This window comes from Halorubrum depositum, from assembly GCF_007671725.1.
GTDB classification, from domain to species: Archaea; Halobacteriota; Halobacteria; order Halobacteriales; family Haloferacaceae; genus Halorubrum; species Halorubrum depositum.
The window spans coordinates 612,912-629,650 of record NZ_VCNM01000001.1 but is presented as its reverse complement, the minus strand read 5'-3'; the positions used below and the strand labels follow the sequence as shown (position 1 = coordinate 629,650).

General features: G+C 71.0%; 15 protein-coding genes, 1 tRNA gene and 1 pseudogene. 8 read left to right on the top strand and 9 right to left on the bottom strand.

The annotated features are described in order from the left end of the window. Positions 1–151: 151 nt before the first annotated feature. The 4 genes from FGM06_RS03195 to gpmI form a co-directional block, all read right to left on the bottom strand. On the bottom strand, positions 152–1,051 hold the full coding sequence (locus FGM06_RS03195; RefSeq protein WP_144797474.1) for a 16S ribosomal RNA methyltransferase A: 900 nt from the start codon (positions 1,049–1,051) through the stop codon (positions 152–154). A 45-nt stretch (positions 1,052–1,096) separates the two neighbouring features. After that, entirely contained in the window at positions 1,097–1,681 is a 585-nt protein-coding gene (locus FGM06_RS03190; RefSeq protein WP_144797472.1) for a DUF655 domain-containing protein, read from the bottom strand. A gap of 47 nt (positions 1,682–1,728) precedes the next feature. Then, the gene (locus FGM06_RS03185; RefSeq protein WP_144797470.1) at positions 1,729–2,871 is read right to left on the bottom strand and encodes a thiolase family protein; all 1,143 of its coding nucleotides are present in this window, start codon (positions 2,869–2,871) and stop codon (positions 1,729–1,731) included. A gap of 63 nt (positions 2,872–2,934) precedes the next feature. Continuing rightward, positions 2,935–4,512, bottom strand: a complete 1,578-nt coding sequence (gene gpmI, locus FGM06_RS03180; RefSeq protein ID WP_144797468.1) for a 2,3-bisphosphoglycerate-independent phosphoglycerate mutase — start codon at positions 4,510–4,512, stop codon at positions 2,935–2,937. A gap of 167 nt (positions 4,513–4,679) precedes the next feature. On the opposite strand from gpmI, the gene FGM06_RS03175 reads away from it, so the two are divergent. The 4 genes and pseudogenes from FGM06_RS03175 to FGM06_RS03160 all read left to right on the top strand — a co-directional run bounded on the left by FGM06_RS03175 (position 4,680) and on the right by FGM06_RS03160 (position 7,765). After that, positions 4,680–5,351, top strand: a complete 672-nt coding sequence (locus FGM06_RS03175) for an ArsR/SmtB family transcription factor (protein ID WP_144797465.1) — start codon at positions 4,680–4,682, stop codon at positions 5,349–5,351. 99 nt (positions 5,352–5,450) lie between these two features. Next, positions 5,451–6,368, top strand: coding sequence for a DMT family transporter (locus FGM06_RS03170; RefSeq protein WP_144797463.1), 918 nt, complete (start codon positions 5,451–5,453; stop codon positions 6,366–6,368). A 103-nt stretch (positions 6,369–6,471) separates the two neighbouring features. Further along, a pseudogene (locus FGM06_RS03165) lies at positions 6,472–7,084 on the top strand (GNAT family N-acetyltransferase). 102 nt (positions 7,085–7,186) lie between these two features. Further along, the gene (locus FGM06_RS03160) at positions 7,187–7,765 is read left to right on the top strand and encodes a transporter (RefSeq protein WP_144797461.1); all 579 of its coding nucleotides are present in this window, start codon (positions 7,187–7,189) and stop codon (positions 7,763–7,765) included. Positions 7,766–7,805: 40 nt separating this feature from the next. Here FGM06_RS03160 and FGM06_RS03155 read toward each other — a convergent pair whose 3' ends face one another. Both FGM06_RS03155 and FGM06_RS03150 read right to left on the bottom strand, forming a co-directional pair. Next, a complete protein-coding gene (locus FGM06_RS03155; protein WP_144797459.1) occupies positions 7,806–8,258 on the bottom strand; it encodes an RNA-binding domain-containing protein in 453 nt (150 codons plus the stop codon). Continuing rightward, positions 8,255–8,857 carry an AAA family ATPase gene (locus FGM06_RS03150; RefSeq protein WP_144797457.1) on the bottom strand — a complete coding sequence of 201 codons (603 nt, stop codon included), beginning with the start codon at positions 8,855–8,857 and terminating at the stop codon, positions 8,255–8,257. The genes FGM06_RS03155 and FGM06_RS03150 overlap by 4 nt, the downstream gene beginning before the upstream one ends. A gap of 101 nt (positions 8,858–8,958) precedes the next feature. On the opposite strand from FGM06_RS03150, the gene FGM06_RS03145 reads away from it, so the two are divergent. From FGM06_RS03145 to FGM06_RS03135, 3 genes are all read left to right on the top strand, one after another. Then, positions 8,959–9,033 (top strand) — tRNA-Arg (locus FGM06_RS03145). A 509-nt stretch (positions 9,034–9,542) separates the two neighbouring features. Next, a complete protein-coding gene (locus tag FGM06_RS03140) occupies positions 9,543–10,457 on the top strand; it encodes a substrate-binding domain-containing protein (RefSeq protein ID WP_144797454.1) in 915 nt (304 codons plus the stop codon). Between the two features lie 99 nt (positions 10,458–10,556). Further along, positions 10,557–12,470 carry a S9 family peptidase gene (locus FGM06_RS03135; protein ID WP_144797453.1) on the top strand — a complete coding sequence of 638 codons (1,914 nt, stop codon included), beginning with the start codon at positions 10,557–10,559 and terminating at the stop codon, positions 12,468–12,470. 33 nt (positions 12,471–12,503) lie between these two features. Here FGM06_RS03135 and moaA read toward each other — a convergent pair whose 3' ends face one another. After that, positions 12,504–13,508: a GTP 3',8-cyclase MoaA gene (gene moaA / locus FGM06_RS03130; RefSeq protein ID WP_144797451.1), complete on the bottom strand. Its 1,005-nt coding sequence runs from the start codon at positions 13,506–13,508 to the stop codon at positions 12,504–12,506. Positions 13,509–13,631: 123 nt separating this feature from the next. Continuing rightward, a complete protein-coding gene (locus tag FGM06_RS03125) occupies positions 13,632–14,399 on the bottom strand; it encodes an MBL fold metallo-hydrolase (protein ID WP_144797449.1) in 768 nt (255 codons plus the stop codon). Positions 14,400–14,664: 265 nt separating this feature from the next. On the opposite strand from FGM06_RS03125, the gene FGM06_RS03120 reads away from it, so the two are divergent. Beyond that, positions 14,665–16,068, top strand: a complete 1,404-nt coding sequence (locus tag FGM06_RS03120) for an FAD-dependent oxidoreductase (protein ID WP_144797447.1) — start codon at positions 14,665–14,667, stop codon at positions 16,066–16,068. A gap of 28 nt (positions 16,069–16,096) precedes the next feature. On the opposite strand, the gene FGM06_RS03115 is transcribed toward FGM06_RS03120, so the two are convergent. Further along, complete coding sequence (locus FGM06_RS03115) at positions 16,097–16,522, bottom strand: universal stress protein (protein WP_144797445.1); 426 nt, start codon at positions 16,520–16,522, stop codon at positions 16,097–16,099. Between the last annotated feature and the right edge of the window lie 217 nt (positions 16,523–16,739).

Here is a 16,739-nt window from a genome sequence, read left to right as displayed (position 1 = left end):
TAGACGCCCCCCACGGGACCGGTGGCGTTGCCGCCGGCGGTCAGCAGCTCCGGGAGTGTCGCGACGGGGAGCGAACCGGCGAACAGCGAGCCGACCGCGAGGACGACGTCCGCGAGCGTCGACTGGGCGATTGCGAGCGTCATCCCCGCGATCACACCTCGGTCGGCGCGCCGTGCTCGCGGGCCAGCTCCGCCAGCGCGGCGAACGCGCTCGGCTCCAGCGTGCCGGGGCGCCGGCGGAGCAGCTCCTCGTCGGCGGCCTCGACGACGGCCTCGGGCTCGTCGAGCCCGGAGATATGGCCGGTGTTCCGGATCGCGTTCCGCACCGTCTTACGCCGCTGGGTGAACAGCGCCTTCACGAACCGGAGGAAGAACGCCTCGTCGCCGACCTCGTAGTCGGGGTCGCGGGGCGTACACCGGACGACGGCGCTCTCGACGGCGGGCTGCGGGTCGAACGCCTCCTTCGGGACGCGCTCGACGATCTCGACGGCGGCGTAGTGCTGGGCGGACACCGAGAGGCGGCCGTACTCCGACTCGCCCGCGGACGCCACCATCCGCTCGGCGAACTCGGCCTGGAACATCAACACGAGCGGCCTCCCCTCCGGGAGCAGTCGGAAGGCGATCTCGGAGGAGACGCCGTACGGGAGGTTGGCGACGCAGGCGGTGAACGGCGGGATATCGACGTCGAGCGCGTCGCCCTCGATCACGTCGAGGAGGCCGTCGTCGACCGCGGCCGCGAACTCCTCGCGGAGGAAGGCGGCGAAGGTTCCGTCGCGCTCGATCACGGAGAGGCGGCCGGGAGCGTCTCGATCCTCGGCGGTAATCGCCGCCAGCAGCCGGTCGGTGAGCGCGCCCGCGCCCCCGCCGATCTCCAGCAGGTGACTCGCGTCCGCGTCGTCCGGCAGGTACCCCGGGATCCGGTCGAGCACGCGGTCGTCGACGAGGAAGTGCTGGTCGCGGTCGGGGTTCGCGCGCTCCCCGGCGCGCCGCGCGAGGGCGTCGGGGTCGCGGTCCCCGTACGCCGCGGCCTCACCCGTCGATAGGTCGGTCATGGCCGCGATAGACCGGCGCTCCGGGTAAAAGTCCCGTTTCGAGGATCACTCCTCGCGGCCGGCGAACGTCCTGTACTTCAGGTCGTCCTCGCGGATCTCCTCGACGATCCGTTCGACGATCACCTCCCGCGGGCGGTGGAGCCCCGAGACGCGCTCGGACACCTCCGCGAAGCTCTCAAAGGGGCCGCGCTTGCGCTCGTCGAGGACGTTGTTCCGGAGCTGCTTGCCGACGCCGGGGAGGAGGTTGAGCTGGTGGAGGCGGAGGGTGATCGGCCCGGCCTCGTTGTAGAAGTCGACGAAGCGCTCCTCGTCGGCCTCGACGATCTCCTCGACGGCGTACTCCACCTCCGCGGCCGCGTTCCGTGTGAGGTCGTCGTACGACACCTCGCGGTACCGGCCGACCGTCGGCCCGTCGAGCGCAAGCCGATCGCTCACGGAGACGTCGGCCTCGTCGTCGAGCGAGAGCTCGTACAGCCGGAAGGAGTCGGTCCCGAGGCCGTAGGCGACCGGCGACTTCCGCGACGGCGGCCGGTCGTCGTCCGGTCGCCCGTTCGGTAACACGTCCAGCAGGACGGCGACGGGACCGTCGTCGTCCGCCGCGTCGGGCGCGTCGGCGTCGGGATCGGTCATACTCGTTTAACCGCGCCGAACGGTGAAAAAACCGCTGCCGCGTCGGCCTATCGCGAGAACTCGATCGCGGCGCCCTGCCCGAAGCCGACGCAGAGCGTCGCAAGCCCGCGGTCGGCGTCGCGCTTCTCCATCTCGTGGAGCAGCGTGACGGGAAGCCGGGCTCCGGAGGCGCCGAGCGGGTGGCCGAGCGCGATGGCGCCGCCGTTGACGTTGTAGCGCTCCGCGTCGACGCCGAGCTCGCGCCGGGCGTACTCGCACTGAGAGGCGAACGCCTCGTTGAGCTCGACGAGGTCGTAGTCGTCGATCGACCGTCCGGCGCGGTCGAGCAGGTTCCGGGTCGCGGGCACCGGCCCGATCCCCATCACGGTGGGGTCGACGCCGGCGACCGCGTTCGTGCCGACCTCCGCGAGCACGTCGAGCCCGTGGTCCTCTGCGAACGCCTTACTCGTCACCAGCGTCAGGGCGGCGCCGTCGGAGATCTGCGAGGAGTTCCCGGCCGTTACCGTCCCGTCGCCCGTGAATGCGGGCGAGAGTCCCGCGAGTTTCTCGGCCGTCGTGTCCGGGCGGATCCCCTCGTCTTCCTCCACGAGCCCCTCCTCGGTCTCCACCGGCACGATCTCGTCGTCGAACCGGCCCGAGTCGGTCGCCTCGGCGGCGCGCTGATGGCTCCGCGCGGCGTACTCGTCCTGCGCCTCGCGGCTCACCCCGTACTCCTCGGCCACCTTCTCGGCGGTCATTCCCATCTGGAGCTGGAAGACGTTGTACTTCTCCGACAGCTCCGGGTGGAGGTGCTGGTAGGAGTCCCCGTCCATCGGGACGCGGCTCATGTTCTCGACGCCGCCGGCGACGACGCAGTCCCGATTCCCGGCCGCGATCGCGTCCGACGCGGAGATGATCGCCTGCATCGAGGAGGCGCACCAGCGGTTGATCGAGGTCGCGGGCACGGACTCACCGAGCTCCGAGAGGAGCGCGATGACGCGGGCGACGTTGTTGTCCTGCTCGGTGCGCTGCTGGGCGACGCCCCACATCAGGTCGTCGACGTGGTCGCTCGTCAGTCCCGTCTCCGCCAGCGTGTGGTCGATGAGCCTCGTCGAGAGGTCCTCGCTGCGGACGTCCTCGTAGACGCCTCCGTCTCTCCCCTGTGGCGTTCGGTAGGCTGCGGCGATCACCGGCGTGGTCTCGTCTGTCATGATCGATCAGAGACCGGTGACGCTCTTAAATGGCCGTGGAACCGACGAAAATATACCCGGAGTTTATCGTTTATCAGAAAGGAGCGGCTCGCCGGTCATCTCCGCGGGGCGGTCGAGCCCGATCAGGTCCACGAGCGTCGGGGCGATGTCGCACAGCGAGCCGCCCTCGCGGACCGCGCGCCCGCCGTCGTCGCTGTCGGGGGTCAGGTAGACGAACGGGACCGGGTTGAACGTGTGGGCGGTGTGGGGGTCCTCGGGCGTCCCCATGTCGTCGGCGTTGCCGTGGTCGGCCGTCACCACGGCGTGCCCGCCCGCGTCGGCGACCGCGTCGAGGAGCCGGTCGAGCTGCGCGTCGACCGCCTCGACCGCCTCGACCGCGGCGTCGAAGTCGCCGGTGTGGCCGACCATGTCCGGGTTCGCGTAGTTGAGGACCATCAGGTCGGGGTCCTCGTCGTCGATGATCCCGATCGCCTCGTCGGTGAGCTCGGGGGCCGACATCTCCGGCTGCTGGTCGTACGTGGAGACGTCGGGGCTCTCCACGATCTCGCGCAGTTCGCCCGGGAACTTCACCTCGCGACCGCCGTTGAGAAAGTAGGTGACGTGCGGGTACTTCTCCGACTCGGCGATCCGGAGCTGCGTGAGCCCCGCGTCGGCGACGACCTCGCCGATCGTGTTCTCGGGGATCTCCGGCGGGAACGCCACTGGGAACTCGAACGTCTCGTCGTACTCGGTCACCGTCGTCAGCCGGACGTCCGGCTGGTCGAGCTCGAACTCCCACTCGGGCCGGGTGTCGGTGAGCAGCCGGACGAGCTGGCGGGCGCGGTCCGCCCGGAAGTTGAAGAAGATCACCGCGTCGCCGTCGGCCAGCGCGGGTTCCTCGTCGACGAGCGTCGGCTCGATGAACTCGTCGGTCTCGCCGCGCGCGTGTGCTTCGGTCGCGGCCTCGACTGCCGTGTCGGCTCGGTGGGGCGCCTCGCGCTCGACGATCGCGTCGTACGCCTTCCGCGTCCGCTCCCAGTTCTCGTCGCGGTCCATCGCGTGGTAGCGCCCCGTGACGGTCGCGACGCGGCCGGTCCCGCGCTCCGCGGCCTTCGCCTCCACCTCGGCGAGGAAGCGGTCGGCGATCTCGGGGGCCGTGTCGCGGCCGTCCGTGAACGCGTGGGTGGTCGCGGGCACTCCGGCGTCGGCCGCGGCGTCGATCAGCGCGAGCAGGTGCTCGACGTCGGAGTGGACGCCGCCGTCGGAGACGAGCCCCATGAGGTGGACCCGCCCGCCCGTCGACTTCGCGTGCTCCAGCGCCCCCGCGATCGCGTCGTTGTCCGAGAGCGACCCCTCGGCGAGCGCGTCGGTGATCCGGGTGTACGACTGCTTGACGACGCGCCCCGCGCCGATGTTCAGGTGGCCCACCTCGGAGTTCCCCATCTGACCCTCGGGGAGCCCCACGCGCCGCCCGTGGACGACGAGCCGGCCGTCGGCGCCGCGCTCGGTCGCGTCGTCGAACGCCGGGGTGTCGGCGACCGCGACCGCGTCCCGGCCGGCCGGTCGCCCGGAGGGGTCGACCGTCTCGCCGTCCTCGCCGTCGCCGCCTCTCGCGCCGCTCCCGAGTCCCCAGCCGTCGAGGACGATAAGTGCCGTCTCCATACGCCCCGTTCCGCTCCCCGGGGTAACTACCCTTCGCTCCGGCCGAATTCCGGCGGCGGCCACCCGACGCCGACCCGCGGCGACGGGGAGCGAACCCCGGGACGGGAGCCGGCCGCGCCGCGCTCCGGAAGTCAGCCTTTTACGCTCTGGACGCTAACCATACGTTAATGGACTCCGCGGTACTGCTCGATCTCCTCGGGAACGAGAACCGGCGGCGCATCCTCCGGCTGCTCGCGACCAAGCCCTGCTACGTCACGGAGATCTCGGAGTACCTCGACGTGAGCCCGAAGGCCGTCATCGACCACTTGCGAAAGCTCGAGGAGGCGGGCCTGATCGAGTCGACGACGGACGACCAGCGCCGGAAGTACTTCCGTATCACCCGCAGCCTCAGGCTGGAGGTCAGCGTCTCCCCGTACGGCTTCGGCGCGAAGAGCGCCTACCCGGCCAAGAACAGCCTCGACATGTCCGGGCGGTGTCCCCACCTCAGTATCGAGGCCCCCGACGGGTCGGGCACGTCGAACGACATCGCCGACCTCGCGGGGGAGTACGCCCGCCTCCAGGACCTCGACCGCGAGCTCTCTCTTGCCCAGCGGTGGGTGCAGGGGCGGGTCGAGGACACGCTCGCGAAGATCGACGAGCGGCTCGGCACCGAGGCCGACAGCCGGTTCTACGCCGCGATCCTCGCCGCGGTGATCGAGACGGACGGCACGCCCGCGGCCGTGGCCGACGAGGTCGGCGCCCGCGAGGGGACCGTCGACGACGCGCTCGGCCGCCTCGCCGACGTCGGCGTCCTCGCCCGCGAGGCCGACGGCGACGCCGACCGGTACCGAGTCCGGTAGCGCGCCGCCGTTGGCGCTCCCACGTCTCCCGCACGTCCGTCTCCCAGCACGACCGGCCGCTTCCGGAACCTTTTGAACCGCCGCCGGAGGAGGACGCCTGTGAGCCGAGCACGGGACCTCGCGTTGTTCCTCGTCCTCGCCGCCGTCTGGGGCTCCGCGTTCATGGCGATCAAGGCCGGCCTCGCGTACTTCCCGCCGGTGCTGTTCGCCGCGCTCAGGTACGACGTCGCCGGCGTCGTCATGCTCGCGTACGCCGCGTACGTCGTCGACGACCCGATCCCCCGGGGGCGCGACGAGTGGGCCGTCGTCGCGGTCGGCGCGACGCTGATCATCGCCGCCTACCACGCGTTCCTCTTCATCGGCGAGACCGACCCCGCCGTGACGAGCGCGGTCGCGGCCGTGATCGTCAGCCTCTCGCCCGTGCTGACCACCGTCTTCGCCCGGGCGTTCCTCCCCTCCGAGCGGCTGACCGCCGTCGGCGTGATCGGTCTCCTCGTCGGCCTCGTCGGCGCGGTCGTGCTGGCCGCGCCCGACCCCACGAACCTGACCGGCGGCGGCACGGTCGCGAAGCTCCTCGTGTTGCTCGCGGCGGCCTCGTTCGCGCTCGGGTCGGTGCTCACCCGCGCGTCGGACGCCGACATCTCCATTGAGACGATGGAGGCGTGGTCGATGATCGCCGGCGCCCTGCTGATGCACGCGCTGTCGGTCGGGCTCGGCGAGTCGGTCGCCGCCGTCTCGTGGACGACCGAGGGAATACTGGCGCTGGCGTACCTGTCGATCGCCGCCAGCGGGCTCGGCTTCCTCATCTACTTCGACCTGCTCGACCGGCTCGGGCCCATCGAGATCAACCTCGTCTCGTACGTCGCCCCGATCTTCGCCGCGGTCGCCGGCTGGGTGTTCCTGAGCGAGGGGATCACGCTCAACACGGTCGCCGGCTTCCTGATCATCTGCGTCGGCTTCGCGCTCGTGAAGCGGGCGGCGCTCCGGTCGGCGCTCCGCAGGCGCGGGATCGCCTGACGAGGGCGCTCTCGCTGCCGTCGCCGTCTCCCGCTCCCTGTAAAATGTGAACGCGTCTCACTCCCGGGGATCCTTTTTGGCGATTCCCCCGAGAGGGGCCGCCATGTTCCCCGAGACGATCGAGACGGATCGGCTGCGACTGGAGTCCCGACGCCCCGAGAACGTCGACTTCGACGCGTGTTACCGGATCTGCTCGTCGGACCCCGGGATCGACGAGGTGACGGAGTACGTCACGTGGGACCCCCACGAGACGAAAAAGGAGACCCGCGAGTTCCTCGAACGCGGCCGCGAGCGGTGGGAGGAGGGCGAGACCGGGAGCTAAGGGCGAGACCGGGAGCTACGTCATCCGCCCCCGCGAGGGCGAGGACGGCGCCGGGGAGATCGCCGGCTTCGGCGGTTTCTCCGTCGACTGGGAGCGGCGGACCGCCGAGCTCGGCACGTGGCTCCGTAAGCGGTTCTGGGGCCGGGGGTACTCCGGAGAGCGCGCCGCGGCGCTCGTCGAGGTCGCGTTCGACGATCTGGATCTGGATGTGGTCGCCGTCAGCCACCACCCCGACAACGACAACTCGCGGCGGGCGGTCGAGCGGTACGTCGACCGCTTCGGCGGCCGCCGCGAGGGCCGCCTGCGGAACACCCTCACCTTCCTCGACGGGAGCGTCCACGACGAGGTGCACTACACGATCTCGCAGGCCGAGTGGCGCGAGGCGACGGAGTGACCGATACCGCCACTGACGGGGGTTTTCGGTCCTGAAAGTCCTCTTTCCGCCCGCGGTAGCGAGCCAACAAACACTTACCACGGCCGAGACGACTCCGGGTGCATGTCAGTCCCCGACCGAACGAGCGGAACGAGCGGAATCGTCGGCGGCGCGGCCGCGGGCGCCGCTGCGTACCTCCTCGGCTACCTGTTCGCGTACGTCACGCAGGCCGGCGCGATAGAGGACCAGCTGGCCGGGTTCAACGTCTTCGCCGAGCTGTTCGGCGGCGATCCCATCCCGACGTGGCAGGCGGTCGGCTGGGTGTTCTACAACGGGCACTTCGTCGAGACCCGGGTGCCGTCGCTGGTCGGCGGGTCGCAGCTGACGAACCTCATCTCGCAGGCCGACGGCGGCTCGCTGACCCTGCTGTACGTCGTTCCGCCCGTCCTGCTGGTCGTCGCCGGGCTCGTCGCGAGCCGGGTCGCCGGGGAGCGCGAGCCGGCCGACGGCGCGAAGAACGGTGCGTTCGTCGTCGCCGGCTACCTCCCGCTGGCCGTGATCGGCGCGTTCCTCTTCCGGCACACGGTCAGGGAGGCGACGATCGCGCCCGATCTCATCACCGCCGTGCTGCTCGCGGGCGCGGTGTACCCGGCGGTCTTCGGCGCGATCGGCGGCGCGGGCGCGACGCTGCTGAGCGACTGAGAGAGCGGTATAACGGGCGGTCCGGACGGCCCCTCGTCGTTCAGTAGTCGCCCTCGTCGGGCTCGACGCGGTCGCCGTACTCCCGGACGGGGTCGACGGGCCGGCCCTCGTCGGTCTCCGGCGCGACGTAGTCGATGAACGACTCGACGTCGGGTTCGCGGACGCGGACGTCGACGTCGATCTCGCCGAGCTCGTCCGACTCCCCGACGGCGAAGTTGACGACGCCCTCGAACGCCGCCTGCTTCTTCAGCGAGAAGGCGAACCCCTCGTCGGTGCTGTTCCGCAGGAACACCCGGCGGGCCGTGTCGAGGATCTCCTGTTCGTGGAGCACGTCGGAGAAGGCGTCGAGGGTGTGCGCCTCGGCGACGAGCTTCCCGTCCTCGTGGACCGGCTCCGCGTCCGGGAACACGTTCCGCACCGCGTCGAAGACCCGGTCTGTCACCTCCGTGTCGTTGACCGGGACCTCGATCCGCACGTCGACGCTGTAGATCACGCAGACTCACCCCCGGTGTTCGTGGTCGCCGTCGACTCTCCCCCGGCGTCTCCATCGACCTCCAGCACCTCCCGGACGCGGCTCCGGAACTCGTCGAGCGTCCCCGTGTTGTCGACCTCGACGTCGGCGCGCTCCAGGGTGTCGCCCAGGCCGAGTTCGATCTCGCGCGCGTCGCGCTCGCGGAGCGCCTCCAGATCGGAGTCGGAATCGTCGCGTCCGCGGGCGTCGAGGCGATCGGCGCGCAGTTCGAACGGCGCCCGGATCGCCACGAGCGTGAAGTCGTCGCCGAACGCCTCGCGGAAGCGCTCTAACTCGACGGTGGAGCGCAGCCCGTCGACGAGGACGGCGTCGCGGTCGCTCTCGGCGGCGGCCTCGCGGATCAGCGGGAGCGTGCGGGCGGCGATGGCGTCGTCGCCCTCCTCCTCGCGGAGCGCCCGCGCGATCCGGCCGTGGTGCTCGGCGGGGTCGAGCCCGCGGCGGCGGCACTCCGCCCGGATCACGTCGCCCATGACGACGACCGGGATGTCCGCCGCCTCGGCCACGTTCGCCGCCTCCCCCTTCCCGCTCCCGGGGAGCCCGACGGTTCCGATGACGTTCATTGGCGGGGGTAGTCCCGTGCCGGACTTAGGTCTGCTGTTGACGCCGCCCGCCGGGGCGAACCGTCGGCGTTTTTTATATCGGGCGGTAGAAGACGAGGTGAGGGCACATAGCTCAGCTCGGATAGAGCGTCGGACTTCTAATCCGACGGTCGTGGGTTCGAATCCCACTGTGCCCGTACAGCGACGAGCGAACCGGCTCGCAGGGGATTCGAACCCCATCAGTCGCGCGCAGCGAGCGAAGCGAGGTGCGAACGAAGTGAGCACCTCGGTAAGTGAGCGGCGGAGCCGGGAGCAGCGAGCGAGCACGTCTGATTCTGGTTCGAATCCCACTGTGCCCGTTCCTCACTTCATTCGTCACAAGCACAGTGTACTCCCCCTCGCTCCCTGCGGTCGCTCGCGGGAGTCCCACTGTGCCCGTTCATTCCCTCCGGTCACTCGCGAGCGCGGTGCGAAACCCCCGCTCCCCGCCTGCGTGAAATCGTCGCCCGTTACGCCCTCGAGCGACACGCGGAGAACACCCGAACCGGCGTTCCCGATCGCACGTGCCGGCTGCACGCGAGCGCCACTCGTCGGGCGTCGAACTCGGCATCCACGCTCTCGCCGACCGCGCGTCGATACGCGTCCGTAACGTAACCTCGATCGGTATCTAAAAACAGTTTTGTGGCCGGTGACGTTTACTCCGACAATGGATCGCCGGCGCTACGTGGAACTCGTCGGTGTCGGCGGCGCCCTCTCGCTTTCGGGCTGTCTCGGCGGCACGTCGGCATCGGCCTCCGATTCGGCCGATTCCGGGCCGAGCGGCGAGACGCTGACGGTCGCGACGGCGACGACGACCCGGGACAGCGGGCTCCTCGAGGAGCTGGTGCCCGGGTTCGAGGAGACGTTCGGCGCGACGCTGGACACGATCGCTCGCGGCACCGGCGCGGCGCTCCGGACCGCCCGAAACGGCGACTGCGACGTGGTCCTCGTCCACGCCCGGCCGCTGGAAGACGAGTTCATCCGGGCGGGACACGGGATCAACCGACGCGCGGTCATGGCGAACGACTTCCTGCTGGTCGGTCCTCCGGACGACCCGGCCGGGGTCGCCGGCGCGGATCCACTCGAGGCGGTCGCGGCCGTCGCCGAGGCCGAGGCACCGTTCCTGTCGCGGGGCGATCGGTCCGGCACACACCTCCGGGAGCGCGGGCTGTGGCGGGAAGCGGGGATCGACCCCGCCGGCTCCTGGTACCGGGAGTCCGGACAGGGGATGGGGACCACGCTGGTGATGGCCGCGCAGTCCGGGTCGTACACCCTGACCGACCGCGGGACGTTCCTCAACGTCGGCGACGACCGGCTGGCCGCTCACGTCGCGCGGGGGATCGAGAGCCCGCCGCCGCTGCTCCGCAACGAGTACGCCGCGATCCCGGTCAACCCCGCGCGGCACGACGCCGCGTACCCGCTGGCGATGGCCTTCCTCGGCTACCTCACCGGGCCCGGACAGGCGCGAATCGAGGGGTTCCGCGTGGCGGGCGAGCCGGCGTTTCGACCCCTCGCTCGCTCGCGACGGCCGCGGTTCGACCAGTACGTGCCGAGCGACTGGCCGGAGGGGAACGGGGACTGATCCCGCCGCGTCTTCGGCGGTTCCCTCGGGCGGCGCGGGGCCCCGGCCGACGGTTCCGCGAGCCACAGGCCCAAGTGTTCGCTCGCCCGACACCCACGCGTGTACCGACGAGACCTCAGGGACACCGACTACGACGGCCTCCTCGCCGACACGGCCGTCGCGGACCGCGTCGTGCAGGCCGCGGTCGGGCCGGACGGCCGGATCGCCTACGCGAAGAACCGCGAACTGACCACCGACCTCTGGCTGGCGGCCGACGGCGACGACGTCCGACTCACGAGCGGGGGCGTCTCGGCCATGCGCTACGGCCGCACCGACGCGCGGTGGCTCGACTGGAGCCCCGACGGCGACCGGATCGCCTTCGTCACCGCCGACGCCGAGCTGGCGACCGTCGACGCGGACACCGGTGCGGTCGAGGTGCTCACGGACCTGTCGGGCGGCATCTCGGGGCTCGCGTGGGGCGAGCCCGGCATCGCGGTCGTCACGGACGCCTTCTCGCGGGCGAGCCTCGCGGTCGTCTCCCCCGACGGCGACCGCGTCGAGGCGATCGCGAACGACGAGCACCTCTACGCCGACCCGCACTGGCAGGGCGAGAGCGTCGTCGCGACGCGCTCGGAGCACGCCGACCTGTTCGATTACGAGGCCGCGCTCGTCCGCGTTCCAATCGACGGCGACGAGGAAATCGCGGAGCTGTTCGCCGAGCCGGGCGTCCGGGCGGCCTGCCCGCGCCCCCGCCCCGGCGACGACGAGGCGGTCGCGTTCGTCCACGACGGAAGCGGATACGACGCGGTGTACGGGATCGACGGCGGCGCCGCGGCCGACGAGGGAGACGAGAGCGGCGACTCTCCGATCCCGATCTACGCCGTCTCGGAGACGGAGGTCGCGGCGCCGGAGTGGAACGACGCCGGCGACCGGATCGTCGTGACGGCGACGAAGGACGGTCGAACGCACGTGCACGCGGTCGACGTCGACGGTGCGCTCGCGGACGCCGGCCCCGGGGCGGACGCCGAGACCGACCCCGAGACGGCCGACGACGTGACGGTCCTCGCCTCGGGCGACGCGATCCACGGCGCGCCGCGGTGGGACGGCGACCGAGTGCTTTCGGTGCGGGAGACGCCGACCGAGCCGCCGGCGGTCGTCGATGCGGCGAGTGGGGAGCGGCTCACGCCGTCCGCGACCGCGGGACTGGCGGCGCGGCTCCCCGCGCCCGAGGCGTTCACCTACGACTCGGACGGGACCGAGATCCACGCGGTGGTCCATCCGCCGGGGCCGGACGCGGAAGGGCGATCGGTCCCCCTGCTCGTGAAGCCGCACGGCGGGCCGACCGCCTTCGACGGCTTCGGCTTCGACCACCGGGCGGCCTACTTCGCGGCGCTCGGCTACGCGGTCGTCCGCCCGAACTACCGCGGCTCCGACGGCTTCGGCCGGGCGTTCCGGATGGCGAACGACGGCGACTGGGGCGGCGGCGACCTCGACGACGTGATCCGCGCCGCGGACGCGACGGCGGCGCGGTACGCCGCCGTCGACGGCGACCGTGTCGGGATCTTCGGCGGCTCCGGCGGCGGGCTGATGACCGTGAACGCGCTCGGGAACAGCGACCGGTACCGCGCCGGCGCCGCCTTCTACGGCGTGTACGACTACGAGTCGTTCGTCGACGACACCGACGACGTGGGCTGGCAGCTCCTCAAGCGGGAGCTCGGCGACTTCGTCTCCGACCTCGACGCCTACCGCGACGCGAGCCCGATCCGGACGGTCCCCGACATCGACGACCCGCTGATGGTGCTCCACGGCGAGGCGGACGCCCGCGTCCCGATCAGCCAGTCGGAACAGCTGGTCGAGGAACTGGAAAAGCACGACGTCCGCCACGAGCTCCGCCGGTACGAGGGCGAGCCGCACGGCTTCGGGAGGCGAGAGAACGTCCTCGACGCGTACACGCGGGTCGCGGACCTGTTCGCGAAGTACCTCCGAGAGCTGCCCGACGACGGGAGCAGCCGGCCGTACGAGCCGCCGGAGTGAGTCGGCGGGGCAAACCGCACCTTCGGACCGCCCTCAGTCCGCCGCGCTCGGCGTCCCGAGGTACTCTTCGTTGATCTCGTACTCGCCCTCGTCGTTCTCGACCAGGTACTCCCCGTAGTAGGGGACGCGGTTGGCGACGACCGCCTCGAACGTCTCCGCGATCTCCTCGCGGGTCATCTCGCCCATCGACTGGAGGTCGTCGTTGCGGTTGAGACACCCCTTCAGGTACCCCTCGTGGGTGACGCGGACGCGGCCGCAGTTCGCGCAGAACTCCTCGTTCTCCACGGGGTCGACGATCTCGACCATCCCGCCGCCCTCGCCGTCGGCGTCCTCGCCGACGAAGTAGCGCTTGCGGTCGTGCATCTCGCGGTGCTCGACCCGGTCCGCCTCCTCGGCGAGCCAGTCGTGGACGCGCCCGATGTCGATGTTCCACTCCGGCTTCCCGGTGAGCTCCGGCATGTACTCGATGAGCTGGAGCTGGAGCCCCTCGTTGTCGGCGACGTGCTCGACCATCTCCTCGACGTAGCCCGCGGTGTGGGTGAACACGACCATGTTGAGCTTCACGGGGTCGAGCCCGGCGTCGACGGCGGCCTTCACGCCCTCCAGCACCCGCTCGTAGGCGCCGGACTTCGTCACCTCGGCGAAGTCGTCGGGGTCGAGCGCGTCCTGCGAGACGTTCACGCGGTCGAGTCCGGCCGCCTTCAGGTCCTCGGCGCGCCCCGGGAGGAAGGTGCCGTTCGTCGTCATCGACACCTCCATCGAGTCGGGCGTGCGCTCGACGATCTCCTCTAAGTCCTGACGCAGCATCGGCTCGCCGCCGGTGAACTTCACCGAGTCGACGCCGTACCCCTCGACGACCTCAAGGAAGCGGACCACGTCGTCGGCGCTCATCTCGTCGTCGCTCGGCTCCATCGGCCCCCGCGTGTCGCCTAACCCCTCGTTGTGACAGTAGACGCAGTCGAAGTTACACCGGTCGGTGAGCGAGACCCGGACCCCCGTCACCTCCCGTCCGAAGTCGTCCGCGAGCGGCTCGGTCATGTCCCAACGGAGCGGCTATGATCGCTTAAATATCAGGGTCCATCACGGGGTCAGGTAATTGTCAACGGTTACGTTTACGGCCGAAACGCCGACGAGAGGGACCGGATCCGGGTCGAGGGCCGCTCAGATATCGACGCGCAGCCCGTCGCTCGCGACCTCGACGTCGCCGTCGAACCCCGCCTCGCGGACGCTCCGGGCCATCTCGCGCTCCCGGCCGCCCGTGTGCGGGTAGAGGTGCGACAGGAGGAGCGTGTCGACGTCGACGCCCGCGAGCGACGCGCCCAACTGCGTGGGGTTCGGGTGGTTCGACACGTCGGTGCCGTCCGGGAACGAGCAGTCGTGGACGAGGAGGTCGCTCCCGTCGGCGAACGACGCCATCCCCGCGAACGCCTCGGTGTCGCCCGAGAGCGCGAGCGGGCCGTCGGTGGGGTCGACGTCGGAACTCGGCGGCGAGAACCGGTAGGCCAGCCCGTCCATCGAGTGGCGCGTCTCGTGGGCGGCGACGTCGAACCCGGCCGCCGCGAACGGGCGCGACGGCGACACCTCCCGGACCGCGAGGTCGACCCGCCCGTCGAGGTAGTCGTGCACGTCGAGGAGGCCGTCGACGAGTGCCTTCGTCCCCGCGGGACCGACCACTTCGAGGTGCTCGGCCCCCGCGAGCCACCGGGCCTTCAGCAGGGGGAGGAGCGCGGCGACGTGGTCGAGGTGGTGGTGCGTGAGGAGGACGGTCGAGACCCCCTCGTAGCCGGTCTCGGTGCCCGCGAGCCGCTGGAGGACGCCGCTGCCGCAGTCGACGAGGAGGGAGCGCTCGCCGTCGTCGAGGAGGTACCCCGCCTGCGCGCGGTCGGGCACCGGCATCGCGCTGCCGGAGCCGAGGACGGTGAGCTCCATCAGCGGAGGCCTCCCGTTTCGACGCCGGACCGCGGCGTCGCTCCGTCGGTTCCGGATTCACGCGGCGGTCTCACTCCGGTTCGGTATCGACGTTTTTCGCGCCTCATCGTGGATCATCGGCGGTGAGGAGGACGGTTAACGGTGTTGCGACGTCGCCCCCGGATCGACGCGGGGCCGGCTCGGCACCGACCGGACGCCGGCCGGGTCGGCGGATCCGTCACCGCTCCGCGGAACGGTTATGTGTCCCGACCGAAAGGGTCGGGGTATGTCAACGCACGTCGCGGTCGTCGGCGCGTACGGGAGCGCCGGCGTCGCCGCCGCCGAGCGGCTCGCGGCCGACCCCGAGATCGAGCTGACGCTGATCGACGACGGCGACCCGGGCGGCGGGCTCTGTATCCTCCGTGGGTGTATGCCCTCGAAGGAGGTGTTGTCCGCGGCCGAACACCGCTTCGCGGCGCGCCACGACGACCGGCTCTCCGGCCCGCTCCCGGACGTCGACTTGGAGGCGGTCGTGGACCGGAAGAACGAGCACACGTCGGACTTCGCCGCCCACCGCCGCGCCGCCGTCGACGACCTCGCGGAGCGGGAGGACGTCGAGTTCCTCCGCGAGACAGCCCGGTTCGTCGGCGACCGCCGCCTCGCGGTCGGCGACCGGACATTCGAGCCCGACTACGTCGTGATCGCGACCGGCTCGACGGTGAACCTCCCGTCGCTGCCCGGGATCGACGACGTGGAGGTGACGACGAGCGCCGACGTGCTCGACGCGACCGACTTCGACGACTCCGGCGTCGTCATGGGGTTCGGCTACGTCGGCATGGAGCTCGTCCCGTACCTCAGCGAGGCGGCGGGGATGGACCTCACCGTGATCGAGCACGACGCCCGCCCGCTCGACGAGGCCGACGCCCCCTTCGGTGACGCGTTACTCGAGTACTACCGGGACGCGTTCGATGTTGACGTGCTCACGCACGCGAGCGAGCGACGCGTCGAGCCGACCGACTCCGGCGGCGTCAGACTCCGCGTCGACCGCGACGGAGAGGAGACGGCGATCGAGGCCGACCAGCTGTTCGCGTTCACCGGCCGCCGCTCGGCGCTCGACCGGCTCGGGCTCGAGGAGACGCGCCTCGACCCGGGCGAGGGGTGGGTCGACGACGCGATGCGGGCCCGCGACGACGACCGGGTCTTCGTCGTCGGCGACGCCAACGGGAAGGAGCCGATCCTCCACGTCGCCAAGGAACAGGGCGTGACGGCGGCCGAGAACCTCCTGCGGCACCGCGACGGCGACCCGCTCGTCGACTACGAGAACGTCCACCACCACGTCGTGTTCTCCGGGCTCGGCGTGCTCCCGTTCGCCCGCCTCGGTCACTCGGCGGCGTCGGCCGAGGCGGCCGGCCTCGACCATCGCGTCGTCACCCGCGAGGCGGCCGACGACGGCGTGTTCAAGACGAAGAACGTCCCGGAGGGGCTCGCCCGGCTCGTCGTCGGCGCCGACGGGACGGTCCTCGGGTATCAGGGGCTCCACTACCACGCCGACGCGATGGCGAAGACGATGCAGGTGATAGTCGAGACCGGAATGGACGTCAGGGACCTGCCCGACCGCGCGTACCACCCCACCACGCCGGAGATCCTCGACGGGCTCTTCCGGGAGGCGTCAGCGGCGCTCTCGGAGTAGCGTCCGTCCCGACACAGTGCGGAGCCGCCTACTTGATCAGGAACACCGGCACGTTCGCGTCGTCGGCGACGCGGTCCGAGACGCTGCCGAGCGACCGGATCCGTTCGCGCGGCGACTTCCCCTCCGGACTCATCACGATCACGTCGATCCCGCGCTCGTCGGCGTACGAGACGATCTCCGTGTCGGGCGTTCCCCGGAGGACGCTCGTCTCGACGTCGAGCCCCGCCTCCTCGGCGCGCTCGGCGACGGCGGCGACCGCCTCCTCCCCCTGCGTCTCCAGGTCCTCGACGATCTCGTCGTGGAGGTCGCCGGAGTTCGCGGTCGCTATCCGTTGATCGACGACGTACAGCGCGTGGACCGTCGCGCCGTGGTCGCTCGCCAGCCGCAGCGCGTGATCGAGCGCGCGGTCGACAGCCTCGCTCCCGTCGGTCGGCACCAGGATCTCGTCGTACATACGCGACGGTTCGGCGGGCGGGCCAATAACGATGGGGCCTCGGACCCGCGTGCCGGAAACGCGGTCGATCGAGTCGAAAACGGGTCCGGCTGGCTCTATCGACGTATTCCGCCGATGTGATATTTAAATACGACGTGCGGGGCTAAGGCGAGCGCTCGAACGAACGGATCGGTGCCGATGCGTGTGTGAGCTGGGCCGCCAGTGAGGAGCTGATCTC